The following is a 26,733-nucleotide window of genomic DNA, read 5'->3' as shown; positions in this document are numbered from 1 at the left end:
TCCGCTGCTGCGTGGTCAGATCTCCGCTGCGATGATGCACGAGTCTACGGGGCGAATATGTCAGATTGTCACGAATCCACGCGTCGGAATGCGCCAGGCCGCAGACGCCCCGCTTGCCGCCTTGTCACAGGCCGCCCGCGTCATGCACGGCGCGGCTGTCCGCCGGCGCCTCGTCGCGCTCGTGCAGGCCGTAGTCACGCAGTACCTGCGCCACGCGCAGCCGGTAGTTGGCGAACACGCCGCCGCGCCCGGCGGCCTGGGCCTGGCGATGGTCGAGCGTATTGCGCCACGCCATCACGGCGGCTTCGTCGCGGAAGAACGACAGCGACAGCAGCTTGCCGGGGGTCGTCAGGCTCTGGAAGCGCTCCACCGAGATAAAGCCGTCGATGGCTTCCAGCGTCGGTTTCAGATGGGCGGCGATATCCAGATAGGTGTCCTGGCGCCCGGGCGCGGGCTCGACTTCGAAAATGACGGCAATCATCGGGGGCTCCTTGTCATGGTTCATGGTTGTGCGGAGAACTGCGGAATGCGTGCATTGACCGATGGCCGATAGCGTACGCGATCGGCCAGGCGCGCCGGCCGTATACCACGCGACAGCAGCGCCTGTACGGTGCTGGCGGCCAGCACCTGGGCCAGCGCATCGCCGGGGCAGCCATGGCGCCCGGCGCCGAATGTCCACGGGCGGGCGGCCGCCGCAGCGCCGTCGCGCCCGGCATCATCATGGGACGCGGCGGCCAGCAGCACCAGTACCGCATCGTTGGCGCGAACCGGCTGACCGCACAAGATGGCATCGGCGGCCATGAAACGCCGCGTGTTCTGCACCGGCGGGTCCAGACGGGCCACCTGTGCCACCTGCGCATCGACCGGATCGGCCGGGCCTGGCAACTGGCCGGTACGCGCCAGATGGACCAGCGTGTTGCCGGTCAGGCCCGCCGTGGCCTCGCACGCCTGGATCATCAGGCCGACAGCGTTGGCGATCATCGTCGGCGCATCGATGCCAGCCAGCGCGGTGTCCTGCGACAGGGTCTGCAGCAGGCTGCCGGCCGGTGCGGCGGGCGCACAGTCGTGTGCCCACCGCGTGAGCCATTGCGCGGCTGCCGCCCCGGCCTCCACTTCCGCCGGCGTAGCGAGCGGCGACATTGCCATGGCAAAGGTGGAAACGAAGCCGGCCACACGTGTGGGGACATGGCCGTCGGCATCGCGTTCGAACGGCAGGCCCAGCAGGTCTGCCACGGTCAGCACGGGCAAGGTGAACATCCAGCGCGTGGCCTCGTGCGCGTCGTCGTCGGCCATGCGCGGCAGCCCCGCCGCCAGCGCGTGGGCGCGCACCCGCACCAGGCCCAGGTCGAGCCCCGCAAGCCGGCGTAGCACGATGGATTTCAAGGCAGCGTGCGCCGGCCCGTCGTTCATGCGAATCAGGCGGCCGAACAACTGGCCGGCGGGGCCTCCGGCCAGCGCGGGCGGCACGGGCTGCCCCGGCGGGCGCACCCGGGCATCGGGATGATCCAGCACTTCGGCCACGGCTGCGGCGCTGGCGGCCACCCATAGCTTCAGCGTGGCGTCGTAGTGGAACGGGCGCGTGCGCGCGAGCTGGCGATACCAGGGATAGGGATCGGGATGCGTGACAGCGGCAATGGGGTCGGCGGGGGCGACCGGCGCCTCGGCCGAAGGAGACAACGCCTGCAGAACATCAAGGGACGAATTCATCACGGCTTTCCGGCTGAATTGGCGATATCGCCATATTCGCAGTGCGCGGGCCGGGAAAGGTTCGTCGTGTCGTGAAATGTCGAATGCGGGGGGCATGGGTCAGGCATGGTCCACGTTCCAGCGCAGTCCGCCGGTATAGGGGTAGGAACCCGTGTTGTTGGCTACCACCGCCGTCATGGCGTCCTCCAGCGCAGCCTTCACCTCGGCGCCGGTCATCTTCAGCTGCAGCAGCGTGTTCTTGGACGGCAGCACGCTGTAGATGTTGCCAACGGTCACGTTGCCGGCCGGCAGGTCGACGCCCACCCGCCGCCGTTCTGGATCAATGCGTGGCTTGCCCGGGCTGGGCGGCAGCCCGGAAACCGGTCGCTGCATGCGCAATATCAGACTAGTCGTGGAGACCGTTCTGCTATGCTGCCACGCAGTCCATCCACCCTGACTCAATGACCCGGCGCCTCTGGCTCTTCATGTTCTGCGTGATCGCGCTGGGCGTTTGCGGCCCGGTAGCGCTCACCACATGGGTGTCGCGCGAGTTGGCCGAGCAACTGTTCCGCCAGCGGGTGGACGGGTTCACAGAGCGTGCGCTGCTGCGCGTGGAAGTGGTGGCGCGCGATGCCATCGACGCCGCCCGCCAGGCGGACCAGTTCATCGGCGCGCCCTGCAGCCAGGCCCACCTGGACGCCATGCGCGAGGCCGATCTCCAGCACCGCTACGCGCGCCAGATCATCTACCTCGACGGCGAACAGCTGCTGTGCGCTTCGTCATCGTTCCCGGGCGCATTGCGCAGTATCGAAGGCCAGGACCCGCGCTGGACCGCGCTGCCGCAGATGCAGGCCGCATACCGCATCGACGCCGCAGGAGATCCGCCACCCGCCGTGCAGTTCCGCGTGGGCCGGCATGTGGCGATCGTCCACGCCCAGTTCTTTATCGACATCGTGCCGCTCGATGCGCTGATTCGTCTTGGCATGATCGATACGCGCACGGGCAAGGTGGTGGCAACCTGGGGCGATACCGATACAGCCACGCTGCAGCGCGCCTGGGCCGAGAAGCTCGATGGCAAGGTGCGCCGGGGCCGCTACCTGGACATCAAGGTGTCGCAGCAGCTTCCGTTTGCCGTGGTGGCCTACGAACCACTCGAAACGATGACCGGCACCTGGCGGCAACTGCTGGTCATCGGCCTGCCGGTGGCGCTGCTGGTCAGCGGCCTGGCCACCTGGCTGATGCTGCGCTGGGGCAGGCGCCTGCGCAGTCCGCAATACACGCTACTCGACGCCATCCGCCGCAAGGAGTTCTTCCCGGTCTACCAGCCCGTGATGGCACTCGGCGACGGCCGCTGCGTCGGCGCCGAAGCGCTGTTGCGCTGGCGCATGCCGGACGGCACCATCGTACTGCCCGACCGCTTTATCCCGATGGCCGAATCGGTGGGCGCCATCCATGCCATCACCACATGCGTGATCGAGGCCGTGCTGGCGGACCTGGGCCCGCATCTGGCGGCCAACCCGGCCATGCACGTGTCGATCAACCTGTCGCCGGACGACTTCCGCGCGCACGACACGCTGCCCGCCATCGGTGCGGCACTGGCCCGCACCGGTGTCCGCGCCCGGCAGGTCTGGATCGAGGTCACCGAGCGCGGCTTTGCCAACGACGCCGCCTGCCGCGAGATGATCGCCGCCTTCCGCAAGGCCGGGCATCCGATCCTGATCGACGACTTCGGCACCGGCTATTCGAGCCTGGCCTACCTGCAGGACCTGGACGTGGACGGCATCAAGATCGACAAGGCCTTTGTCGGCTCGATGACGACCGATGCGCCGTCGAAATCGGTGGGGCCGCATATCATCGAAATGGCCCGTTCGCTGGACATCCGCATGGTGGCCGAGGGTATCGAGACCGACGCGCAACGCGTGGCGCTACGGCAACGCGGCGTGCAGTTCGGCCAGGGCTGGCTGTTCGGCAAAGCCATGCCGCTGGCCGAATTCCTGGCGTTCTGGCACGAACACAGGCAGTCGACCGTCGAAGCCTGACCCGATATCCCGGGGTCTGCCTGGCAGTTTGGACCTATACTCGCCGTTTCCTCCGCGCAAACGAAAGCGAACAGCCATGCCTTGAGTGATCAAACACCTGACGGAACGAAGGTTCCGCGTTGCCGGCATCGGGGACACGGCTGGCATGGCGGAGTTTGACGGGCACGACGGTTCATGAACCTGTCGTCGACGATGGCGAACATCACGACGCAGGGCAGACATCAATAAAAGCAGGAACCGGGTAGTCAGGACGCGGAAGGCCGCCATCCGGCCCCTGGGGCGCGCAGCGCCCGAGGGCAAGCGACTGGTGGTGGGCATGAACCCATGAACAACACACAACGTGCGCGGCGCGCGGCGCTGACTGGCGTGCGCGCTGCCGACGGGGCAACGGGCGGAAACATTGGTGCGGGCACCGGCGCAGGCGTCGGCGGCGGAGCCGTTGGCAAGCCCGTCGAGCCCACGCAGCCCTGGCAAACCCGCCACGACCAGCTGCTGGCCGTGCGCCGCACGGTCCGGCTGTCGATCCCGATCAATATCATCCTTGGCCTGAGCGTGCTGGCCGTGGCCTGGCACGCCGGACGCGGCAGCACGGCGGCGGTATGGTTCGTGATTTCCCTGCTCTGGAACGTACTGCGGATCTGGATGTGCCAGTTGCCGGTAGGCCGCGCTCCCGGTACCACGCGGCCCGCCGATGCCCTGATGGCACGCACGGTGGCGCGCCATCTGCGCATCCACTGCGCGTTGGCACTGCTGTCCGGCCTGACATGGGCCGCCATTCCGGTGCTGTGCGACGGCTACACGTCGCCGCAGACGCTGTTCTACCTGACCGTGGTCTGCGGCATCACGGCCGGCGCGGTGACCCACGGCTTTGCGTACGCGCGCATTCCACTTTGTTTCATCACGCCGCCGCTGCTGTCGGCGGCCGCATGCCTGTTCTGGTACGGCGATTTCGACAAGTACTGGCTGGCCGGCACCACACTGCTCTACCTGGCCGCGCTCATTCGATGCACGCTCGAAAGTGAACGGCAGATCCGGCACTCGATCCGCCTCAAGAACGAGGCCACCGCGATCCAGGATTCGCTGCGCATCGCGCATGACGACGCGGTGAACCGGGCCGACGAAATGTGGACGCTTGCCAGCCTGGACCCGCTGACCGGCCTGCTAAGCCGCAGCGGCTTCTTCGACCGGGCCAGCAAGCGCTTTGCCAACGGCACCAGCGGGCGGCACTGCCTGTTGATGCTGGACCTGGACGGCTTCAAGCTCATCAACGACGCGTTCGGGCACAAGGCCGGCGACGGCGTGCTGCGCGAGGTGGCGCGGCGCCTCGAGACCGTGGCCGGCCCCGGCATGCTGGCCGGGCGCATGGGCGGCGACGAGTTCATGCTGCTCTACGACCCGTTCGACAACGACGAATGCCCGTCGTCGCTGGCCGCGCGACTGATCGAGGCCGTGCGCCAGCCGCTGGAAGGCTACGAGTTCTGCGCCATCGGCATCAGCATCGGCATCTGCCGGGGCCCGGACATCAGCCTGGACGACATGCTGCTGTTTGCCGATGCCGCGCTGTACGCGGCCAAGCGCGCGGGCCGCAACAGCGTCTACACGTTCGACGACGACCTGCACCGGCACCTGCAGATGCAGCGCGATATCGAGCGCGACCTGCCGCGCGCGCTGGCCGATGACACGCTGGAAGTCTGGTTCCAGCCGATCTTTGCCGAAGGCGGCACGCGGGTGCGCAGCCTTGAAGCACTGATCCGCTGGAAGCACGCCCGGCACGGCTGGGTGCCACCGCCGGAGCTGGTGTCGGTGGCCGCCGCATCCGGCTTGTCGGAGACGTTGCTGCGCGCCACGCTGTCCAAAATCTGCCGCCTGTCGAAGGCGATCGAAGCCCAGGGCGGGCAGCGCATTCCCGTTGCCATCAACCTGTCGCCACGCGAGATGGCGCAGGTGGAAATCGATCAGCTGCTGCTGACGACACTGGAGGCCTGCAAGATCGAACCGGGCCTGCTGACCGTTGAAATTACCGAGGAAGTGGCGCTCGACGTGGTGGCCGTGCAGGGCAAGCTCGCCAACATGGCAAAGGCCGGCGTGGCGATTGCGCTCGATGACTTCGGCGTGGGCTATTCGGGCCTGGGTGCGCTGCGCCAGCTTGGCGCGGCCTGCGTGAAGGTGGATCGCAGTTTCATCACCGATATCGCGCGCTCGCCCCGCAACCAGGACCTGATGCGCGCGGTGCTGAACCTGGGGCGTTCGTTCGGCTTCGAAGTGGTGGCCGAGGGCGTGGAGCATGAAGCCGACCGGCAGACGCTGATCGGCATCGGCTGCTATGCCATGCAGGGCTACCTGCTGGCGCGTCCGATGCCCGAAGCGGACCTGCTGGCCTGGCTGCGCGCCCGCGCGGCCACGGCCAGCAGCACAGCCGCCATTGCAGCCGGCACCGCCTGATGTCAGCCGCCGCGTGCGCGGCGGGCCTCGTAGGCTTTCAGGTGCGTCAGCGCCATGCCGAGCGTGGGCGCTTCGGTACTGCCCCGACGCGCGAGCAGGTCGCCGACGATCTGATCCGATTCGATGGCAGCGCCGCGTTCCACATCGCGCAGCATCGACGCCGTGATCGGCGAGCCTTCCGTGAACAGCGTGGTCGTGGCCTGCTTCATCGCCGGTTCGCGCACCGGATAGCCGTTGGCCGCCGCAATGGCGGCGCATTCGTCCAGCAAGGCGGCGATGGTCTCGCGGCCACGCGGCGCGGCAAGGATATCGCCGATCGTGGCACGCATCAGGCAGGTGGACGCCGCCAGCGTGGCCAGGAAGAACCATTTTTCCCACATGTCCTGCAGCATCGCGTCGCTGCGCTGCACGTCGAAGCCCGCGTTGCCGAATACTTCGGCCAGCGCCTGCGCGCGCGGGCTGTTGCCCGACGGGCGCTCTCCAAACGACAGGACGTGGAACGCCGACAGATGCAGGATGGTGCCCTGGTCGTCGAGCGTGCTCGAAATCATGCAGCGGCCGCCCATCACGCGGGCAGCGCCAAAGCGGGCGTCAAGCTGGTCCAGGTGGCGCATGCCGTTGAGCAGGGGCACGATCACGGTATCCGGGCCCACGGCCGGGGCGATCGAATCCATGGCGCTGTCAAGGTCATACGCCTTGCAGCTCAGCAGCACCACGTCGTAGGGCGCGGTGATCTGCCCGGACAGGATGACCGGGGGCGTGGCGACATGCAGATCGCCGTGCGGGCTCTTCACGCGCAGTCCGTGCTCCGCCAGTTGCCCAGCCCGCCGCGCGCGCACCAGAAAGGTTACGTCACGCCCGGCCTGCAACAGCCGTGCTCCGAAATAGCCACCAGTCGCACCGGCACCGACCACCAGAATACGCATCCTCGACTCCCAGGTCTGGCCCGGCACCTTGCCGGGCGATGCGCCATTCTAGTGGGGTTCCGGCAAGGCTGCCGGAGGCACCGCCAATGCGGGCCGATCAGGCCGCGCGCAGCCCAGGGCCTGCCGTGAAGGCCGGCGGGAACACGCCAGGGGACGGCAGCGGGGACAGTGGCGCGGACGCAAAAAGGGGCCGTCAGTGGCGGCCCCCGTCCTCGCGTCGCGTCATGTGAGCAGATTGAATACGAAGCCCAGTGCAATCGCGCCGCCCAGTGCCTCCAGCGTGGCCAGCGCTACCAGTTCGCGGAAAATGCGTGATTCGTCCTGCTTGGTCACCATGGTATTGTCTCCAGTCGGTTTTCCAAACGGCCAGCCGGTACTGTCTCGTGTACCTGCCGGTCTCACTGCAACCTGCGGCTTCAGTAGACTGCAATGCCGGTGTGCGGAACAGTTGGCACAAACCCGCATGGGGTGATCCCCGATGGCATGCCGCGCTGCGGGTTTCCACCTCACGCCAGGAAAACCCCTACAATAGCGCCCCACGCAACGGCACCAGATCCGCTCCCGACCGGCACCGGACCAACGCGCCGCCTGCTTCCTGCTGCACCTGAACCCCTGCATTCCCATGATCTCAAACGCTTGCGGCGTCGACTTCGGCACGTCCAATTCCACCGTCGGCTGGCTGCGTCCCGGCGCTCCCACGCTGCTGGCGCTGGAAGACGACAAGGCCACGCTGCCATCGGTGATCTTCTTCCACGCCGAGGACCCGCTCGTCAGCTATGGCCGCGCCGCGCTGGCCGACTACCTGGCCGGCTATGAGGGCCGCATGATGCGGTCGCTCAAGAGCCTGCTGGGTACGTCGATGATGGACGACAGCACCGAGGTCATGGGCCAGGCCATGCCGTTCCGCAAGTTGCTGTCGCACTTCATCGGCGAGCTCAAGGGCCGCGCCGAGCGCTCCGCCGGCCGCCAGTTCAGCGCCGCGGTGCTGGGCCGCCCCGTGCACTTCATCGACGAGGATGCCGCCGCCGACCAGCTTGCCGAAGACACGCTGGCCGAGATCGCCCGCGACGCGGGCTTCAAGGACATCGCCTTCCAGTACGAGCCGATTGCCGCCGCCTTCGACTACGAGGCCGGGATCGGCAGCGAGGAACTGGTGCTGGTGGCCGATATCGGCGGTGGCACGTCCGACTTCTCGCTGGTGCGCCTGTCGCCCGAGCGCGCAAGGAAGACCGACCGCCGCGAGGACATCCTCGCCAATGGCGGCGTGCATATCGGCGGTACCGATTTCGACCGCGCGCTGAGCCTGGCCAGCGTCATGCCGATGCTGGGCCTGAACAGCCAGCTGCGCAATGGCAAGGCGATGCCGTCGGGCCAGTATTTCGACCTGGCCAGCTGGCACACGATCAACCTGGCCTACACGCGCAAGGCGTGGGCGATCGTGATGGACAACTATCGCGATGCGGCGGAAACGGAAAAACTCGACCGCCTGATCCGGCTGATCAAGGACCGCGCGGGCCACTGGCTGGCGATCCAGGTGGAAGCCGCCAAGATCGCGCTGTCCGAGGCGCCGCTTGCCACGATGGACCTGGCGCGCATCGCCCCCGATACGACGCTGGACGTCACTCGCGACGATTTCGACCAATCGATCTCGAAGCTGGTCGACAAGACGGCCAGCACGGTCAAGGGCATGCTGAAGACGGCCGGCGTGCCGGCCGATGCGGTGGACACCATCCTGTTCACGGGCGGCTCCAGCAGCGTACCGATGCTGCGCGAGCAACTGGCCCGGCTGCTGCCTGGCGCACGGCGCGTGGAAGGCGATCTGTTCGGCGGCATCGGTTCGGGCCTGGCCCTGGACGCGGCGCGCAAGTTCGGCTGATCCGCACGGCCCTGGCGCACGCCGGGGACGCTGGCAGACGGCCTTACTGCTCGGCCTTGCAGAGGCCGATCTGCTGCGCCATCAGCACCAGGTCCGCAAAGGTGCGGGCCTTCATCTTGCGCATGGCCTGGCCGCGGTGGATCTTCACCGTGACCTCGCTGATGCCGATTTCCCCGGCGATCTGCTTGTTCAGCAGGCCCGAGACGGCCATGCCCATGACTTCCGCCTCGCGCGGCGTCAGCGTGGCATAGTTGCCGCGAATCTCCTCCACCTTGCGCAGGCCCCGGCGTCGCAGCCGGTCCTTCTCGATGGCCGCGGACACCGCATCAAGCAGGTCCTGGTCGCGGAACGGCTTCGCCATGAAATCCTCGGCGCCCGCCTTCATGGCAGTCACCGTCATGGCGATGTCGCCATAGCCGGTCATGAAGATGATCGGGATATGCACGCCCATCTGGGCCAGGCGGGTCTGCAGGTCCAGGCCGCTCGGGCCGCGCAGGCGCACATCGAGCACCAGGCAACACGGCACATCGGGCAGGCTGTACTCCAGCAACTCTGCCGCCGAACCGAACAGCACCGCCTGCATCCCCACCGAACGAAACAGATTGCCCAGGCCGGCGCGCAGCATGGCATCGTCGTCGACGATCAGGACCATCGCGTCGTCGTCGGCCGTACCGGCAGGGTCCCCGTTCTGGGATGTCACGGCTCTGTTCTCCAAGGTGCCCAAGAGCAAGTTGCGGATGCCGCCCATGGCACCGGGGTGTCGTCGGGCGGCAATCGGATGAAATTCAGGCGCACGGGGACAACATGCCTGCCTGCGCGCCCAGCATTTCAGCACAGCATACGCCGCTTCGCCACCCATACCATTGTGTGAGTGGACAGCGCGGACGAATCGGGCAGCAAAAACCAGGCTTGTCGCCGGGCTCGCCAATACCTATACCAAGTGAGTATGGCGAAGCCGCACGCGCACACCTACCCTGCGCGTGCATTGTTACCCCCATCACCCCCCCGTCGACCATGCCCAGCCCTGCCCACTGGCGTGATGCCACGTCTGCTGGCCGCCGCTTGCCTGGCGCTCGCGCGTTCGCTGGCAAGCCCGCTCGCGAATGCCACCGCGCACAGCTAATCCGTAGACACGATCGCCTAATACGATAGGCCAATGGCCGCATACGCACGCGCCGTCTAGTCTTGCGTCGGGTTGCATCGTGCCCATCCCCAGGCATGACAGCTTCGATGCAACCGGCGCGGAACGGGCCAGCATGTGCTGCACCGTCCGTGCCCCGCCCCAACCTTCGTCTCAAGGAATTCTCATCATGTCCAACCCGAAGCTCGAAGTACTGACGCCGCAGAACAGCCAACTGATCATCATCGACCATCAGCCGCAAATGGCCTTTGGCGTGCAGTCGATGGACCGCCAGGCGCTGAAGAACAACGTGGTGGGCCTGGCCAAGGCCGCAAAGATCTTCAACGTGCCGACCACCATCACCACCGTGGAAAGCGAATCGTTCTCGGGCTACACGTACCCGGAGATCCTCGATGTGTTCCCCGACGCCAAGACGCTGGAACGCACGTCGATGAACTCGTGGGACGACCAGAAGGTGCGTGACGCCCTGAAGGCCAACGGCCGCAAGAAAGTGGTGGTGGCGGGCCTGTGGACCGAGGTCTGCAACACCACGTTCGCGCTGTGCGCCATGCTGGAAGGCGACTACGAGATCTACATGGTGGCCGATGCCTCGGGCGGCACCAGCAAGGAAGCGCACGACTACGCCATGCAGCGCATGGTGCAGGCCGGCGCCGTGCCCGTGACCTGGCAACAGGTGCTGCTGGAATGGCAGCGCGACTGGGCACACCGCGACACCTATGACGCCGTGATGAAGCTCGTCAAGGAGCACTCGGGCGCCTACGGCATGGGCGTCGACTACGCCTACACGATGGTCCACAAGGCTGCCCAGCGCACCGCCACGCCGCACGAGTCGATCGCGCCGGTGCCGGCCCGCTGACCGTCGGCCCACGGCCATTCAATTTATTTGAATAAAACGTACAGCGCGAGTGCGGCAATCACCGCATTCGCGCGGCTAAAGTTCATCCCGTCGCAGCGCTGCCGGCGAATAACACCGAAACGCGCCAGGCCGATAACTCAAACAAACTGAACCACTTTTGCAGGGAAATCTCATGTCGAACCTCGCCCCCCAGTCCCGCGAACAAGCTGATCAAGCCGGACAACACGACGCATCGCGCCGCAAGCTGCTGGTTGGCAGCACCGTGGGCGCCGCCGCAGCCACCGTGGCATCGATGGCTGCGCTGACGCCGGCCGCCGCCGAAGCCGCGCCGGCCGCGGGCCGCCAGTCGAAGCAGGGTCACTACGTGACGACCAAGGACGGCACCCGCATCTTCTACAAGGACTGGGGTTCGGGCCGTCCGGTGGTGTTCTCGCACGGCTGGCCGCTCGACGCCGACGCCTGGGACGCCCAGATGCTGTTCCTGGTGCAGAAGGGCTTCCGCGTGATCGCCCACGACCGCCGTGGTCATGGCCGCTCGGACCAGCCGGCGCAGGGCAACGACATGAACACCTACGCCGATGACCTGGCCGCCGTGCTCGACGCGCTGGACATCAAGGGCGCCACGCTGGTAGGCCACTCCACCGGTGGCGGCGAAGTGGCCCGCTACATCGGCCGCCATGGCACCAAGCGCGTCGCCAAGGCCGTGCTGATCGGCGCCGTGCCGCCGACCATGGCAAAGAGCGCCGCCTATCCGAACGGCCTGCCGCTGGAAGTGTTCGACAATATTCGCAAGGGTGTCGCCGAAAACCGCTCGCAGTTCTACAAGGACCTCGCTACGCCGTTCTTCGGCTTCAACCGTCCGAATGCCAAGGTTTCGCAGGGCACGATCGACGCCTTCTGGGCGCAGGGCATGGCCGGCGGCATCCTGGGCCAGTACCTGTGCATCAAGGAGTTCTCGGAAGTGGACTACACCGAGGACCTGAAGAAGATCGACGTGCCCACGCTGATCCTGCACGGCGACGACGACCAGATCGTGCCGATCGACAACTCGGCGAAGCTGTCCGCCAAGCTCGTGAAGAACGCCACGCTGAAGGTCTACCCGGGTGCATCGCACGGCATGTGCGTGATCAACGCCAATCAGGTCAATGCCGACCTGCTGGCCTTCCTGAACGCCTGAGCCGCCTGAGCCCATGTCAGTTTCCCGCCGGCAATTCATCGCCTCGGCTGCCGCGCTTGGCGCGGCAGCCTCTTCGGAGCTTTTCGCCATGTCACCGAACCCGACCCCCGATCTCATCCTCGTCAACGGCAAGTTCACCACCCTTGACAAGTCCAACCCCCAGGCCGACGCCGTAGCGATCCAGGACGGCCGCTTTATCAGCGTGGGCACGCGCGACGAGATCATGAAGCTCGCGGCTGCCGGGACAAAGGTGATCGACCTGAATGGCCGGCGGGCCATTCCCGGGCTGATCGACAGCCACATGCACATCATTCGTGGCGGCCTGAACTACAACATGGAACTGCGCTGGGACGGCGTGCGCTCGCTGGCCGACGCCATGCGCATGCTCAAGGACCAGGTGGCCCGCACGCCCGCCCCGCAATGGGTGCGCGTGGTGGGCGGCTTTACCGAGCACCAGTTCGTGGAAAAGCGCCTGCCGACCATCGAGGAACTGAACGCCGCGGCGCCGGATACGCCCGTGTTCATCCTGCACCTGTACGACCGCGCCATCCTGAACGGCGCCGCGCTGCGCGCCGTGGGCTACAACAAGGACACCCCGAACCCGCCGGGCGGCGAGATCATCCGCGACAAGAGCGGCAACCCCACCGGCCTGCTGCTGGCCAAGCCCAACGCGACCATCCTGTACGCCACGCTGGCCAAGGGTCCGAAGCTGCCGCCCGAATACCAGAAGAATTCCACGCGCCATTTCATGCGCGAGGTGAACCGCCTGGGCGTGACCGGCGTCATCGATGCTGGCGGTGGCTACCAGAACTACCCCGAGGACTACAACATCATCGAGGAGCTGCACAAGGACGGCCAGCTCACGGTGCGCCTGGCCTACAACCTGTTCACGCAGAAGCCCAAGGAAGAACTGAGCGACTTCAAGACCTGGACGTCGACCGTGAAGCCGGGCCAGGGCGATGACCTGTACCGCCACAACGGTGCCGGGGAAATGCTGGTCTACACCGCCGCCGACTTCGAGGACTTCCGCGTCGAACGCCCCGACATGCCGCCGTCGATGGAAGCCGACCTGGAGCCCGTGATCCGCCTGCTGGCCGAAAAGCGCTGGCCGTGGCGTCTGCACGCCACCTACAACGAGACCATCACCCGCGCACTGGACGTCTACGAGAAGGTTGCCAAGGACGTGCCGTTCAACGGCCTGAACTGGTTCTTCGACCACGCCGAGACGATTTCCGACCGCAACATCGACCGCATCGCGGCACTGGGCGGCGGCATTGCCGTGCAGCACCGCATGGCCTACCAGGGCGAGTACTTCGTCGAGCGCTACGGCGCCCGCGCCGCCGAAGCCACGCCGCCGATCAAGAAGATGCTGGAAAAGGGCGTCAAGGTCGGTGCCGGCACCGACGCCACGCGCGTGGCCTCGTACAACCCGTGGGTGTCGCTGTACTGGCTGACCACCGGCAAGACCGTGGGCGGCATGTCGATGTATCCGCAGGCCAACCTGCTGGACCGCGAGACCGCGTTGCGCCTGTGGACCGAGGCCAACACCTGGTTCTCGTCCGAAGAAGGCAAGAAGGGCCAGATCAAGGCCGGCCAGCTGGCCGACCTGGCGGTGCTGTCGGCCGACTACTTCGCCGTGCCGGGCGACGACATCCAGGACATCACGTCCGTGATGACGGTGCTGGGCGGCAAGGTGGTCTATGGCGACAACGAGTTCGGCCGCCATTCGCCCGACATTCCGCCGGCCATGCCTGACTGGTCGCCGGCCCGCCATGGCAGCCAGTACCAGCCGCGCCCGACGGCCCAGGCGAAGCAGCTGGCGCTGAGCACCGCCTGCGCCTGCGCCAGTTCGTGCGGTGTGCACGGTCACTCGCATGCCAAGGCGTGGACGTCCAGCGTACCCACGTCGGATGAAAGCAGCTTCTGGGGCGCGCTGGGCTGCTCCTGCTGGGCGTTCTGACGCCGGCTGCATCCCGCCATCCGCATCGCATTGAACCGGAGACCCGTCATGCCCTTCACTTCTTCCCCGCTGGCGGCGGCCGGCGACACCACGCACCGGCTGCCACGCTGGATGCACTGGATCGCCCTGCTGCTGCTTTGCGCGGCGTACCTGCAAGGCGGGCTCGTCAAGCTGTCGAACTTCTCCGGCGCGGTGGCCGAGATGCAGCACTTTGGCCTGAGCCCCGCCGCGCCGATGGCCGCGGCCACGATCGCGCTGGAACTGGCCGCGCCGGCCATGATCCTGCTCGGCGTGTACCGCTGGCTCGGCGCGCTGGCGCTGGCCGGCTTCACGCTGGCCGCCACGTTCATGGCAAACCGCTTCTGGAGCGCGCCGCCCGAGGCCCAGTTCATGCTGATGAATGCGTTTTTCGAGCACCTGGGCCTGGTGGGCGGCTTCCTGCTGGTGACCTGGCACGACCTGCGCACCGGAAGCCGGGCATGACGCAGGCTGCCGCAACCTCCGCAGGCAAGTCGCCGGGCTCCTTCGCACCGCTTGCCCAGTCGACGTTCGCCGTCCTCTGGGCAGCCACGATCCTCGGCAACATCGGCAGCTTCATGCGCGATGTCGCCAGTGCCTGGCTGGCAACCGACCTGTCGTCGTCGCCTGCCGCAGTCGCCACCATCCAGGCAGCGGCCACGCTGCCGGTGTTCCTGCTGGCGATTCCGGCGGGTGTGCTGTCCGACATCCTGGACCGGCGCCGCTTCCTGATCGTGATCCAGATCGCGCTGGCGGCGGTCAGCGGCGCGCTGGCCTTCCTGTCCTGGCAGAACGGCCTGACGATCGAAATCCTGATTGCGCTGGCATTTGCCGGCGGTATCGGCGCGGCGATGATGGGGCCGACCTGGCAGTCCATCGTGCCCGAACTGGTGCCCGCCAACACGCTGCGCCAGGCCGTGGCGCTGAACGGCCTGGGCATCAACATCGCCCGCGCCATCGGCCCTGCCATGGGCGGCCTGCTGCTGGCCGCGTTTGGCGCGGCCGCCACCTACTGTGCCGACCTGATCAGCTATGTGTTCGTGGTTGGCGCGCTGATCTGGTGGAAGCGCCCCGTGCAACCAGCCGATCCGCTGCGCGAGCACTTCTTCAGCGCCTTCCGCGCCGGGCTGCGTTTCACGCGTGCCCATAGCAAGCTGCATATCGTGCTGCTGCGCGCCGCCGTGCATTTCGCATTCGGCAGCAGCGTCTGGGCCTTGCTGCCGCTGGTCGCCAGGCAGTTGCTGCATGGCGGCGCGGGGCTCTACGGCGTACTGCTGGGCGCGGTCGGCGCCGGCGCCATCCTGGGCGCGCTGTCGATGCCCGCGCTCCAGAAACGCCTGGATGGCGACGGCGTGATCCTGGTGTCCGCCATCGCAACCGCCGTGGTCATGGCCGCGCTGTCGTTTGCACCGCCGGTCTGGCTGGCGCTGCCGCTGCTGCTGGTACTGGGCGCGGCATGGATCCTGGCGCTGACCACGCTGGGCGGCGCCGCCCAGGCCATCCTGCCGAACTGGGTGCGCGGCCGGGCGCTGGCCGTCTATCAGATGGTGTTCAACGGTGCGCTGGCCGGCGGCAGCCTGCTCTGGGGCTTCGTGGCCCAGGGGCTGGGGACGCCCCACGCGCTGCTGATTGCCGCGGCCGGGCTGGTCGTGGCGGCACTGCTGCTGAACCGCGTGCGCCTGCCGCGTGGCGAGGAAGACCTGGGGCCATCGCGCCACTGGCCGGAGCCGGAGATGGCTGACGACATCGCCCACGATCGCGGCCCCGTAATGATCCTGATCGAATACTGCATTCCGGCGGCCAACCGCGACGCATTCCTGCGCGCCGTGCATGGCCTCTCGGAAGAACGCCTGCGCGACGGCGCCTTCAACTGGGGCGTCATGGAAGACCCGGCCAACCCCGAGCTGCTGACCGAATGGTTCCTGGTCGAATCATGGGCCGAACACCTGCGCCAGCATCGGCGGGTACCAAATGCCGATGCCGACCTGCAGCGCGACGTGGCCGGCTTCCATGTGGCAAGCGAACCGCCGCGCGTGCGGCACCTGCTGGGCGTGGGACTGCCCGGCACCCCGCGCTGACCCCCTCACCTGATATCTGTTGTTGTATTGCGAGACCATCATGAAAATCTACCTTGTTTCCCTTGGCGCCGGCGTGCTGGTTGGCATCATCTATGCCCTCATGCAAGTGCGCTCGCCCGCGCCGCCCGCCGTGGCACTGCTCGGCCTGCTGGGCATGCTGATCGGCGAACAGGTGGTACCACCGATCAAGCGCATGATTGCGGGCGAGCCCGTGACCGTTGCCTGGTTCCATTCCGAATGCGTGCCGAAGATCACCGGCACGCCCGGACCCGCCACGCTGACGGCCAAGAATGATGAAAAGACCGATGCGGCGCACTGAAGGGCTGGCCTTGCTGGCGGCTCTGGCCGCCCCCGCATCGGCGCTGGCTGACAGTTCCGTGACGATCTACGGCCGGCTGAACACCGCCATCGAATATTCGCGCGCCAGCACGGCCACCGATGGCACGTCGCTGGGCAGCGTGGTTCGCCAGACCAACTACCGGTCGGTCTGGGGGCTGCGCGGCGAGGAAGGCCTCGGCGGCTCGCTGAAGGCGATCTGGCAGATCGAAAGCAACCTGTCGATCGACAACGGCCAGGGCGGCATCGCCACACGCAATTCGCGCATCGGCCTGCAGGGCGACTATGGCCTGCTGTTCATGGGGCACTGGCATACGCCGTACACCGAGTCGACCATGGCGTACGACCCGTACTATCCGACCACGGCCGGCTACATGGCGCTGATCGGAAACGGCTCGACGTCCAGCTCCGACAACGTGCAGGACACCAGTTCGTTCGACCGCCGCCAGAAGAACATCGTGCAGTACCGCACGCCGCAGCTGGCCGGGGTCAGCGTCTGGCTGGGCTGGGGCCTGCCCGAGGAGAAGAACACGGTGCCGCGCAACCCGGCGCTGTACTCGGCCGCCGTGGTCTACGACCAGGGGCCGCTGAACGCCACGCTGGCATACGAGATCCACCAGCACTACCAGGCGGCCGGGCGCAATGACGATGCACTGAAAGTGGGCGTGGCCTACCAGCTGTTCAAGGGCACCCGCATCTCGGCGCTCTACGAACACCTGCACTACCGCACCGACACGGGCGACCTGCAGCGCAATGGCTACTATGCGTCGCTGGTGCAGCAGCTGGGGCCGGGCAGTGTGCGCGTGGGCTTTGCGCTGGCCGCCAATGGCACGGGGTCGTCCTCCGACACGATCGGTTTCTTCCGCAGCGGATCGGAGACCGGCGCCACCCAGTTTACGGTTGGCTATGACTATCCGCTGTCGAAACGCACGGCGCTCTTTGTTTTCTACAGCCGCATCAACAACAAGAAAAACGCGATCTACGACTTCGCCATCAACGAGCTGGGCGTCAGCGCCGGCGCCGATCCGCAGACGTTCGCCCTGGGCATGCGGCACAACTTCTGAGGCCCGATGTCACGCACCGTGCGTGACTAATACCTTGGTATGGGTTCGCTCCGATTCGTGGCGGAGCGGGCCCGAAGCGAATATCCTTGTCGGTTTCCGCGCGGATCATGGTTGCAGCGTCGGCGTCCGCAGTCGGCGGCACACCGGCAATACCACCGTATGATGTCGAGCCAGGCCCGGCGGGATTATGCTGTGAGCAAGCGGTGACCCCTGTCACCGTTCCAGACTTCTCAAGGATTCCGTGTGACTGCCACCCCCGTGATTGCCATTGTCGACGACGACGCTTCCGTCCGGCATGCCATGGGCAGACTGGTGCGCTCGCTGGACATGACCGCGGAACTCTATGGCGGCGGCCCCGAACTGCTGGCGTCCACATCGATCGCCAGCATCGACTGCGTGATCACCGACGTGCAGATGCCCGGGATGAATGGCTTTGCCCTGTGCGAGGCATTGCGCGCCCGGGGGCACCGTATGCCGGTCATCTTCATGACGGCCTTTGCTCAGGAAGGCTACGAGCAGCGCGCCCGCGACGCCGGTGCGGCCTGCTTTCTGAACAAGCCCTTCCAGGATACGGATATCATCGACTGCATCGAGAGCGCCCTGCAGATCCGCCCCGGAAACTAGGCCCCAAGGCCACCCCCTTTCCGGCGCCGCATGATGATGACTGACGAATCCAGCCTGCCGAACCGGCTACAGAACACCCCGCAAGACACCCTCTCCCTGTCGGAGTACCGTTTCGCGCCCTGCGTGCAGGACGGCATCGTGGCGCTCTCGCGCGGCGTGCATGCCCGCACCGGCAACGCACTGATGCTGGCGCACGCGGTGTCCGCGCGCGTGGAGCCCGATGCCGCGCGGCGCATCGAGGCCGAATACGCGTTGCGCGGCCTGCTGCGCGCGGAATGGGCACTGTTGCCGCGCGCCCTGACCCGCTTCCGCCAGGGCGTGGCCGCCGTCTACGACGATCACGCCGGCACGCCGGTATTCGCGCTGCTGGGCCAGCGCCTGCCGGTGGAGCGCGTACTGTCGATCGCACTTGGCGCCAGCGCCGCACTGAAGGCCGTACATGAATGCGGCCTCGTGCATCGCGCCATCACGCCGTCCAGCCTGTTTGTCGATGAAGCGGGACGCTGCCGCATCGGCCGGTTCGGCTTTGCCATCCACGTATCGCAACCCGACGCCGACCGGCCCGCCGTGACCACGCTGGCCGGCGAGGCCCCTGCGTACATGTCGCCCGAACATACGGGGCGCACCCGGCATCCGGTCGATGCACGCAGCGACCTGTACGCGCTGGGGGTCATCGTCTACCAGCTGCTGACCGGTCAATTGCCGTTTGGCGTCCGCAATCCGGACGACCTTGGCGAGTGGATTCACAGCCACGTTGCCGGCACGGCCCTGCCGCCCGATGCCATCGCCCCCGACGTGCCGCCCATGTTCTCGCGGATCGTGCTCAAGCTGCTCGAAAAGAGCCCGTCGCGCCGCTACCAGACAGCCGCCGGCCTGCACGCCGACCTGGCCCGCTGTGCCGACGCCTGGCGCGCGCATGGCCAGATCGCGCCGTTCGAAGCCGGCGAGCGCGATATGTCCGCCGACCTGACGCTGCCGGACAGGCTTTACGGCCGCGATGCGGAACTTGCCAGCCTGACCGAAGCCTTCGCCAGCGTGCAGGCCACCGGCACGCCGGCCGTGGTGGTATTGAGCGGCCCGTCGGGGGTTGGCAAGAGCACGCTGACGCAGGCGTTTACCCAGGCCATCCAGGCGCAGCACGGGTGCTGCGCTGTGGGCAAGGCGGACCAGTTCCGCCAGAACGTGCCCTACGCGGTATTGGCCGACGCCTTCCGCACGCTGGTTCACCAGATCCTCGGGCTGCCCGAAGAAGCGGTACGGCACTGGCAGATGCGGCTGGCGCAGGTGCTTGGCAGCTACGGCCAAATCGCCGCAAGCATTGCCCCGGCGCTGCGATTGCTGGTGGACGATTTTCCGCCGCCGCCCGCCGCGCAGGGCGCCGATGCCGACGTGCACGTCGGCATCGCGATGCGCCAGCTGGTGCAGGCGTTGGCGCAGCCCGGCCTGCCCTTCACGCTGCTGATCGACGATATTCACTGGCTTGACCAGCCTTCGCTGCGGCTGCTGTCGCGACTGGCCGATGCATCGGCACCGCTGCCGTTGCTGCTGGTCTGCAGTGCCCGCACGGCCGACGCACCAGCGCTGGCCGCGCTGCGCCAGCACGCGGCGGTACAGGACATCCCCGTGGGCAACCTGTCGATGGCATCGGTCGCCACGCTGCTCGCGGATGCCCTGCGCATGCCCGAGGCGGCGGTGCAGACCCTGGCGCAGCGCGTGCACGTCAAGACGCTCGGCAACCCGTTCTTCGTCAGGCAGTTCCTGAGAACGCTGGCCGACGAACGCCTGATCACCTGCTCGCCCCAGGGCGACAGCTGGCAGTTCGACCTGCCTGCCATCGAGCAGCGCAGCTACACCGACAACGTGGCCGAACTGAGCCTGCAGCGGCTGCACCGGTTGCCAGCGGAAACGCGGGACTGCCTGGGCGGCATGGCCTGCCTGGGCAGCCGTTCGCCGGTCACGCTGCTGTGCGACGTCTTTGACCTGTCCGAACGCGCGCTGCATGCGCGGCTGGCACCGGCACGCGCGGCCGGTCTGCTCATGCTGGCCCAGCAGGAGTACGTGTTCACGCACGATCGCATCCAGAAGGCCGCCCATGACGGGATCGACCCCAAGGCCCGCGCCCGGCTGTACCTGCATGCCGGACGCCTTCTGGCGCAGTCGATCCGGCACGATGCCCGCGACGACCTGCTGTTCCGCGCCGCAGACCTGCTGATGCATGGCGAAGCACCGGAGACATCGGCCGACGATGTCCGCATGATCGCCACGCTGTTCCTGGATGCCGCGCGGCGCGCACGCAGCACCGCCGCCTATACGGCGGCGCTGCTCTACGTCGACAGTGGCCTGCGCCGTGCTCGCGGGCCTGGCATGCCGTCACCCGCCGCTGACGGGCTCACGTTCGCGTTGCTCGAGGAACGGGCCCATTGCTGGTTCCTGCAGGGCCGGCTTGACGACGCGCTGGCACAAGCCGTCGATCTGCTGGAACGGCCTGCGGGCCCGCTGCGGCAGGCGGGCGTGTACCGGCTGAAGATCGAAATGCATCTGCGGCGATCAGAGAACGCGCTGGCGGTACAGCAGGCGCTGGAAGGGCTGCGTGGCTTCGGCATCGACCTGCCGCCGCATCCGTCCGATGCCCTGTGCGATGCGCTGTACGCCGGGATCCAGCCACAGCTCGATGCCGCGCACCTCGACGGTTTGCCGGCGCTGCCTGAGGTTGCCGATGCCCGCATCGACGCCGCGATGGGCTTGCTGTCGGCGCTGCAGATCCCCGCCAGCTTCACGGACCAGAACCTGGCGTTCGCCACCCTGTGCCAGATGATGCGGCTGACGCTGGCACACGGCATGAGCGCACCGGCCACCGCATCGCTGGCATGGCTCGGCGTGCAGGTGTGCCACCGCTATGGTGCGTACCAGGACGGTTTTCGCTATGGCGAACTGGCGCGCCGGCTGACTACCCGCAATGGCTACGCCGCGTACGAGGCGCGTACGCTGTTGCCGCTGGACCAGCTCAGCGTGTGGACCCAGCCCCTGTCCTATTCGGTCGAGTGCGCACGCGCCGGCTTTGCTGCCGGCGTGGCGCACGGCGATATCACCACGGCCTGCTACGAGTGCTGCCACCTGGTGGCGGTGATGCTTGTACGGGGCGACCCGCTCGACGATGTCGAGGCCGAGATCTCGCGCGGGCTGCAATTCGTACGCGACGCCCGGTTCGGCGACGTGGAGACCATCCTGCTGCTGCAGCAACGCCTTGTCGACGGGCTGCGCACGCTGACATGGCAGGACGCCGGCATGGCGGCAGATCAGGCGCCGGCGGCGGAAAGCCTCAGCACGTTCGAGTTCTGGCATGCGGTGTACAGCGCGACCGTCCAGTTGCTGGCCGGTCGCGTGGATGCCGCGGCACAATGCCTGGACCGGGCCGCCGCCTTTGCATGGTCGGCCCCGGCCCATGTCCATCAGCTCGACTTCCACCTGATGCGCGCGCTGACGCTTGCCGCACGGCTCGAAGCATCCCCGGATGCACCCGATGCGGCGGCCTGGCAGACGCTGCGCGCCGATGCCCGCAGGCTGCGCGACTGGGCGCAGGCCAATCCGCTGACCTTTGCCGACAAGGCACTGCTGGTGGAAGCGGAACTGGCACGCCTGGAGGGCGACGCGCTGACGGCCATGTCGCGCTACGAACAGGCCATCGCCCACGCGGCCGCTCATGGGTTCGTGCAGATCACCGCCATGGCCCACGAGCGCGCGGCACGGTTATGTGCGGCGCAGGGGCTGGCCTCGGCCGCAGACGGCCATCGGCGCCATGCGCGCGACGCGTACCTGCGCTGGGGCGCCATCGGCAAGGCACGGCAACTGGAGGCCGATCACCCGGAGATCGTGGATGCCACGCCGCTCCGCACCTGGCATCTGGGCGCCAGCGCGCAAACACTCGATGCGGAGAGCGTCATCAAGGCGTCCCGGGCGCTGAGCGAGGAAATCCGCCTCGACCGCCTGATCGACAAGCTGATGACGATCGTGCTCGAGTACGCCGGAGCCCAGCGCGGCCTGCTGATCCGCATGCGGCCCGAAGGACCGGTGGTCGAGGCCAGCGCCGACACCACCGCCGATGGCATCCGCGTGCGCATCACCCAGGACCCTGTCACCGCCAGCGCCTTGCCGGTGGCGATGCTCCACACGGCCGTGCGCACGGGACAGGCGGCCATGACGGGTACGTCGATGGGCGCCAACCCGTTTGCGATCGATCCGTACTTTGGACTGACCGGCAGCCAGCCCGACATGGCCGACATCTCCGCCCTGTGCATTCCGATGCTGCGCCACAACGAGGCAATCGGTGCGCTGTACCTGGAAAACCGCCTGGTGCGCGACGCCTTTACGCTGGACCGCACGCGCGTGCTGGAGCTGATCGCCTCGCAGGCGGCCATCTCGCTGCGCACGGCGCGGCTTTACGACGACCTGCTGGCCGAGAACGAACGCCGCCAGCAGGTGGAGCGCGAACTCCGGGCCAGCGAGGCGTCGCTGTCCATGGGCGAGAGCGTGAGCCACACGGGTAGCTGGCGCTGGGACCTGAAGCGCGACCGCTTCACGGGCTCGGACGAGCTGCGCCGCATCTACGAACTCCAGCCGGACCAGCAGGACCTGCCGTTCGAGGTGTTCCTGTCGCGCATGCATCCCGAGGACCGCGACATGGTGCGGCACGTCACGGAAACGCATGTCGCGCGGCAGGCCACCGTCCGCGTGGAACACCGCATCGTGCGGGCCGACGGTTCGATCCGCTACCTGGCCGCCGTCGGCAAGCCCTTGCCCGGCGACAATGGCGAACTCGACTACGTGGGTACCGTGACCGACATTACCGCCCGGCGGCAGGCCGAAGACGCATTGCGCAGCGCCCAGGCCGACCTGGCCCGGGTGGCGCGCGCCACCACGGTAGGCCAGCTGACCGCCTCGATCGCACACGAGGTGAACCAGCCGCTGATGTCGATTGTGTCGAATGCAGGCGCCAGCCTGCGCTGGCTGGCACGGGCCACGCCCGACATCGCCAATGCGCGCGAAGGCCTTGAGGCCATCCGCAGCGAGGGGCAGCGCGCCGGCGACATGATCCGCAGCCTGCAGGCGCTGACGCGCAACGCCGCGCCGGTGCTGGCACAGGTGGATATCCACCAGGCCGTCCGCCATATCCTGGCGATCTCGCGCAACGAGATCGAACGGCGCCAGATCGCGCTGAAGCTGTCGCTGAATGCCGAGCCCGCGCATGCCTTTGGCGACGATATCCAGTTGCAGCAGGTGATCCTGAACCTGGTGCTGAACGCCATCGACGCCATGAGCGACGTCCACGACCGGCCGCGCGTGCTGCACCTGGCCACGCGCCTGGTAGACGACCATCTGCTGGAATTGAGCGTGGCCGACACCGGCACCGGCATCGGCCAGGACCTCACCGAACAGGTGTTCGAACCGTTCTACACCACCAAGGTCAACGGTATGGGCATGGGGCTGGCCATCTGCAAGTCGATTGTCGAAGCGCACCGGGGGCAGTTGCGGGCCGAGGCGCTGGCGCCGCATGGCAGCCGCTTCGCCTTTGCCATTCCGCGACAGCCGTAGCGGCCACCGGCGGGCTCGCAGGTAGCGCGACGGTGGCATGCTTGCATCGTGCGAATCCGGAAGTGCACCCATCGGGACACAAGGCTGGCGGATCGGCCCTGTGTAGGCTAGGTTGAATCTTTCCCTGCCTGGCTGATCCGACAGGGATACCCTTCCGGACAAGGAGCACAGCATGGCTACGGAAACCGCTGCCGATCTGATCACCTCGGTGCTGCACGGTGCCGGCGTTCGCCGCATCTTCGGCGTCGTGGGCGACAGCCTCAACGGACTGACCGAATCGCTGCGCCAGCGCGGCGACATCGAGTGGATTCACACCCGGCACGAGGAAACCGCTGCGTTTGCGGCCGGCGCGGAAGCACACCTGACCGGCAATCTCGCGGTATGCGCCGGCAGTTGCGGGCCGGGCAACCTGCACCTGATCAATGGACTGTTCGACTGCCACCGCTCGCGCGTGCCGGTGCTCGCCATTGCCGCGCACATTCCAAGCGCCGAGATCGGCCGCAATTATTTCCAGGAAACCCACCCCGAGCAGCTGTTCCGTGAATGCAGCCACTACTGCGAGCTGGTATCCAGCGTGGAGCAACTGCCGGGCGTACTGGAGACTGCCATCCGCGCGGCCGTGGGCCGCCGTGGCGTGGCGGTCATCGTCATTCCGGGCGACGTGGCGTTGCGGGCTGCGGCCACCGCGGGGATTTCCGCGCCGGCATCGATGACGCTGCCGCCACCGGTGGTGGTGCCTGACACCGCATCGCTGGACGCGCTGGCCGACCTGCTGCGCGGCAGCCAGCGCACCACGCTGCTGTGCGGGCGTGGATGCGCCGGCGCGCATGACCAGGTGGTGCGGCTGGCCGAGACGCTCAAGGCGCCCGTGGTGCACGCACTGGGCGGCAAGGAATACATCGAATACGACAATCCGTACGACGTGGGCATGACCGGGCTGATCGGCTTCAGCTCGGGCTATCACGCCATGCAGAACTGCGACACGCTGGTCATGCTGGGTACCGACTTTCCGTATCGCCAGTTCTATCCGGAAGGCGCGCGCGTGGTACAGATCGATATACGCCCCGAGAACCTGGGCCGCCGCACGCGGCTGGACCTTGGGCTGGTGGGCGACGTGGCGGCCACGCTCGACGCGCTGCAGTCCCGCCTGACCCCGCAGGCCGACACCGCCCACCTGGACGCGAGCGTGCGCCACTACCGCGATGCCCGCAGGCAACTGGACGACCTGGCTACCGGCGACAGCGGCCGACGCCCGATCCATCCGCAATACCTGGCCCGGTTGATCAGCGAGCAGGCCACCGAGGACGCCATCTTCACGTTCGACGTGGGCACGCCCACCATCTGGGCTGCGCGCTACCTGCGCATGAACGGCCGGCGCAGGCTGATCGGCTCTCTGGCGCACGGATCGATGGCCAACGCGCTGCCGCAGGCCATTGGCGCGCAGGCGGCGTTTCCGGACAGGCAGGTGGTGAGCCTGTCCGGCGACGGTGGCTTTGCCATGCTGATGGGCGACTTCCTGACGCTGGTGCAGCAAGGGCTGCCGGTCAAGGTGGTGATCTTCAATAACAGCGTGCTGGGCTTCGTGGCGCTGGAGATGAAGGCGTCGGGCTTTCTCGAAACCGGCACATCGCTGCAAAACCCCGATTTCGCCGCCATGGCACGCGCGGTGGGCGTGCATGCCCAGCGCGTGGAAGATCCGCGCCTGCTGCCCGAAGCCGTGGCGTCGATGCTGGCGCACGACGGCCCCGCCCTGCTCGACGTGGTGACGAACACGCAGGAGCTGGCAATGCCGCCTGCACTGAAGGCCGAACAGATCAAGGGCTTCAGCCTGTGGGCGCTGAAGGCGGTCATGAACGGCCGCGCCGACGAACTGGTGGAGCTGGCAAGGACGAATCTGCTGCGCTAGGCGCTGGAGAAGCCGGGCGTCGGGGCGCCTCGCCACGCCCGGGCGCCCGGACCACGCGCCTCAGGTCCCTCCCATCTCAGACCTTCGTTTAGCGCGGCAACGACCACGCGGCAATCGAAGCCAACGGCGTGCCCGGCTTCGACTGGGGCCGTCAGCCGATCATGCGCTTCCCGGCTGGCCGCATGGGGTACTGGTCAGTCGGACTCGGGGTCCGGGCCATCGTCACCATTGCCATCGAACGCCGCACCACGGGTCACCATGCCCAGCGCCTGGGCCATGAGGATCAGCTCGGCAAAGGTGCGCGCCTGCATCTTGCGCATGGCCTGGCCGCGATAGATCTTGACGGTGGCCTGGCTGATGCCGAGTTCGTCGGCCACTTCCTTGTTCATCAGGCCGTGGACCAGCAGCTTCATGACTTCGCGCTCGCGGCCGGTCAGCGCGTCGAGACGCTCGCGCAGCAGCTGTGTCTGCGAGCTGGCCTGGCGGCGGTCGCGGTCGCGCTGCAATGCCTCGTTGACGGCATCGAGCAGATCCTGTTCGCGGAACGGCTTGGCGATGAAATTGACGGCGCCGGCCTTCATGGCCGCCACGGTCATGGGTACGTCGCCATAGCCCGAGATGAACACGATCGACGCGCTCTTGCCAGCGCGGATGAGATGGGTCTGCAGGTCCAGCCCGCTGGCGCCGCGCAGACGCACATCGAGCACGATACAGATGGGCTGGTCCGGGAATGCGTGGGCCAGCAGTTCCTCGCCGGAACTAAAGGATTCGCTCGCGAGCCCGACCGAGCGGAACAGCCCCGACAGGGCGCGCCGCACATCCTGGTCGTCGTCGACAACCAGTACGACACCGTCGTCGGTCGATTCCCGCAACAAGGCGGCACTGCTGTTTATCGTGGTTCTCATGTGCATGCATGGACGTTCTGGCCGGGGCTTGCGGGGGCGGCCCCAGGGCGCTGCGCCTGGCGCAGTTGGACGAACCGTGCCCCAGGCCAGATGCCTGAAGATGCACAAAG

At 67.3% G+C, this 26,733-nt stretch carries 19 protein-coding genes; 13 read left to right on the top strand and 6 right to left on the bottom strand.

The genetic code is table 11. The features are described from left to right. Positions 1 to 124: 124 nt before the first annotated feature. The 3 genes from A9J21_RS26830 to A9J21_RS26820 all read right to left on the bottom strand — a co-directional run bounded on the left by A9J21_RS26830 (position 125) and on the right by A9J21_RS26820 (position 2,079). Positions 125 to 481 (bottom strand): antibiotic biosynthesis monooxygenase, encoded by a 357-nt coding sequence (locus A9J21_RS26830; RefSeq protein WP_066741229.1) that lies wholly within the window; start codon positions 479 to 481, stop codon positions 125 to 127. A gap of 20 nt (positions 482 to 501) precedes the next feature. Beyond that, complete coding sequence (locus A9J21_RS26825; protein WP_231907053.1) at positions 502 to 1,707, bottom strand: cytochrome P450; 1,206 nt, start codon at positions 1,705 to 1,707, stop codon at positions 502 to 504. Positions 1,708 to 1,806: 99 nt separating this feature from the next. Further along, on the bottom strand, positions 1,807 to 2,079 hold the full coding sequence (locus A9J21_RS26820; RefSeq protein ID WP_197497575.1) for a 5'-nucleotidase C-terminal domain-containing protein: 273 nt from the start codon (positions 2,077 to 2,079) through the stop codon (positions 1,807 to 1,809). Positions 2,080 to 2,147: 68 nt separating this feature from the next. Between A9J21_RS26820 and A9J21_RS26815 the strand changes: the two genes are divergently transcribed. Together A9J21_RS26815 and A9J21_RS26810 are read left to right on the top strand one after the other, a co-directional pair. Next, the gene (locus A9J21_RS26815) at positions 2,148 to 3,725 is read left to right on the top strand and encodes an EAL domain-containing protein (protein WP_066741041.1); all 1,578 of its coding nucleotides are present in this window, start codon (positions 2,148 to 2,150) and stop codon (positions 3,723 to 3,725) included. Between the two features lie 324 nt (positions 3,726 to 4,049). After that, a complete protein-coding gene (locus tag A9J21_RS26810) occupies positions 4,050 to 6,167 on the top strand; it encodes a bifunctional diguanylate cyclase/phosphodiesterase (protein WP_082926627.1) in 2,118 nt (705 codons plus the stop codon). A 2-nt stretch (positions 6,168 to 6,169) separates the two neighbouring features. On the opposite strand, the gene panE is transcribed toward A9J21_RS26810, so the two are convergent. Further along, positions 6,170 to 7,093, bottom strand: coding sequence for a 2-dehydropantoate 2-reductase (panE, locus tag A9J21_RS26805; protein ID WP_066741040.1), 924 nt, complete (start codon positions 7,091 to 7,093; stop codon positions 6,170 to 6,172). A 622-nt stretch (positions 7,094 to 7,715) separates the two neighbouring features. On the opposite strand from panE, the gene A9J21_RS26800 reads away from it, so the two are divergent. Then, positions 7,716 to 8,969: an Hsp70 family protein gene (locus tag A9J21_RS26800; RefSeq protein WP_066741038.1), complete on the top strand. Its 1,254-nt coding sequence runs from the start codon at positions 7,716 to 7,718 to the stop codon at positions 8,967 to 8,969. Between the two features lie 43 nt (positions 8,970 to 9,012). Here the strand turns inward: A9J21_RS26800 and A9J21_RS26795 are convergent, their stop codons facing one another. After that, on the bottom strand, positions 9,013 to 9,621 hold the full coding sequence (locus A9J21_RS26795; RefSeq protein WP_404851419.1) for a response regulator transcription factor: 609 nt from the start codon (positions 9,619 to 9,621) through the stop codon (positions 9,013 to 9,015). Between the two features lie 658 nt (positions 9,622 to 10,279). Here A9J21_RS26795 and A9J21_RS26790 point away from each other — a divergent pair. The 10 genes from A9J21_RS26790 to poxB all read left to right on the top strand — a co-directional run bounded on the left by A9J21_RS26790 (position 10,280) and on the right by poxB (position 25,718). Beyond that, on the top strand, positions 10,280 to 10,966 hold the full coding sequence (locus A9J21_RS26790) for a hydrolase (RefSeq protein ID WP_066741036.1): 687 nt from the start codon (positions 10,280 to 10,282) through the stop codon (positions 10,964 to 10,966). Between the two features lie 172 nt (positions 10,967 to 11,138). Next, entirely contained in the window at positions 11,139 to 12,143 is a 1,005-nt protein-coding gene (locus A9J21_RS26785) for an alpha/beta fold hydrolase (RefSeq protein ID WP_066741034.1), read from the top strand. A gap of 13 nt (positions 12,144 to 12,156) precedes the next feature. Further along, positions 12,157 to 14,103: an amidohydrolase gene (locus A9J21_RS26780; protein ID WP_066741032.1), complete on the top strand. Its 1,947-nt coding sequence runs from the start codon at positions 12,157 to 12,159 to the stop codon at positions 14,101 to 14,103. A gap of 48 nt (positions 14,104 to 14,151) precedes the next feature. Then, on the top strand, positions 14,152 to 14,586 hold the full coding sequence (locus A9J21_RS26775) for a DoxX family protein (RefSeq protein WP_066741026.1): 435 nt from the start codon (positions 14,152 to 14,154) through the stop codon (positions 14,584 to 14,586). Further along, complete coding sequence (locus A9J21_RS26770) at positions 14,583 to 16,199, top strand: MFS transporter (protein WP_066741024.1); 1,617 nt, start codon at positions 14,583 to 14,585, stop codon at positions 16,197 to 16,199. The genes A9J21_RS26775 and A9J21_RS26770 overlap by 4 nt, the downstream gene beginning before the upstream one ends. Positions 16,200 to 16,239: 40 nt before the next feature. Then, on the top strand, positions 16,240 to 16,518 hold the full coding sequence (locus A9J21_RS26765) for a XapX domain-containing protein (protein WP_066741022.1): 279 nt from the start codon (positions 16,240 to 16,242) through the stop codon (positions 16,516 to 16,518). Next, the gene (locus tag A9J21_RS26760) at positions 16,505 to 17,599 is read left to right on the top strand and encodes a porin (protein WP_156546210.1); all 1,095 of its coding nucleotides are present in this window, start codon (positions 16,505 to 16,507) and stop codon (positions 17,597 to 17,599) included. Before A9J21_RS26765 ends, A9J21_RS26760 begins: the two co-directional genes overlap by 14 nt. A gap of 243 nt (positions 17,600 to 17,842) precedes the next feature. Further along, positions 17,843 to 18,223 carry a response regulator transcription factor gene (locus A9J21_RS26755; protein WP_082926626.1) on the top strand — a complete coding sequence of 127 codons (381 nt, stop codon included), beginning with the start codon at positions 17,843 to 17,845 and terminating at the stop codon, positions 18,221 to 18,223. A gap of 30 nt (positions 18,224 to 18,253) precedes the next feature. Beyond that, on the top strand, positions 18,254 to 23,812 hold the full coding sequence (locus A9J21_RS26750; protein WP_066741018.1) for an ATP-binding sensor histidine kinase: 5,559 nt from the start codon (positions 18,254 to 18,256) through the stop codon (positions 23,810 to 23,812). A gap of 172 nt (positions 23,813 to 23,984) precedes the next feature. Next, positions 23,985 to 25,718: a ubiquinone-dependent pyruvate dehydrogenase gene (gene poxB / locus A9J21_RS26745; protein WP_066741016.1), complete on the top strand. Its 1,734-nt coding sequence runs from the start codon at positions 23,985 to 23,987 to the stop codon at positions 25,716 to 25,718. Between the two features lie 194 nt (positions 25,719 to 25,912). Here poxB and A9J21_RS26740 read toward each other — a convergent pair whose 3' ends face one another. Then, positions 25,913 to 26,623 (bottom strand): response regulator transcription factor, encoded by a 711-nt coding sequence (locus A9J21_RS26740; RefSeq protein WP_066741014.1) that lies wholly within the window; start codon positions 26,621 to 26,623, stop codon positions 25,913 to 25,915. Between the last annotated feature and the right edge of the window lie 110 nt (positions 26,624 to 26,733).

This window comes from Cupriavidus sp. D384, assembly GCF_001652915.1.
In the GTDB taxonomy this organism is placed as follows: domain Bacteria; phylum Pseudomonadota; class Gammaproteobacteria; order Burkholderiales; family Burkholderiaceae; genus Cupriavidus.
The sequence above is the reverse complement of the archived record's forward strand: the minus strand, read 5'-3'. Positions and strand labels throughout refer to the sequence as shown.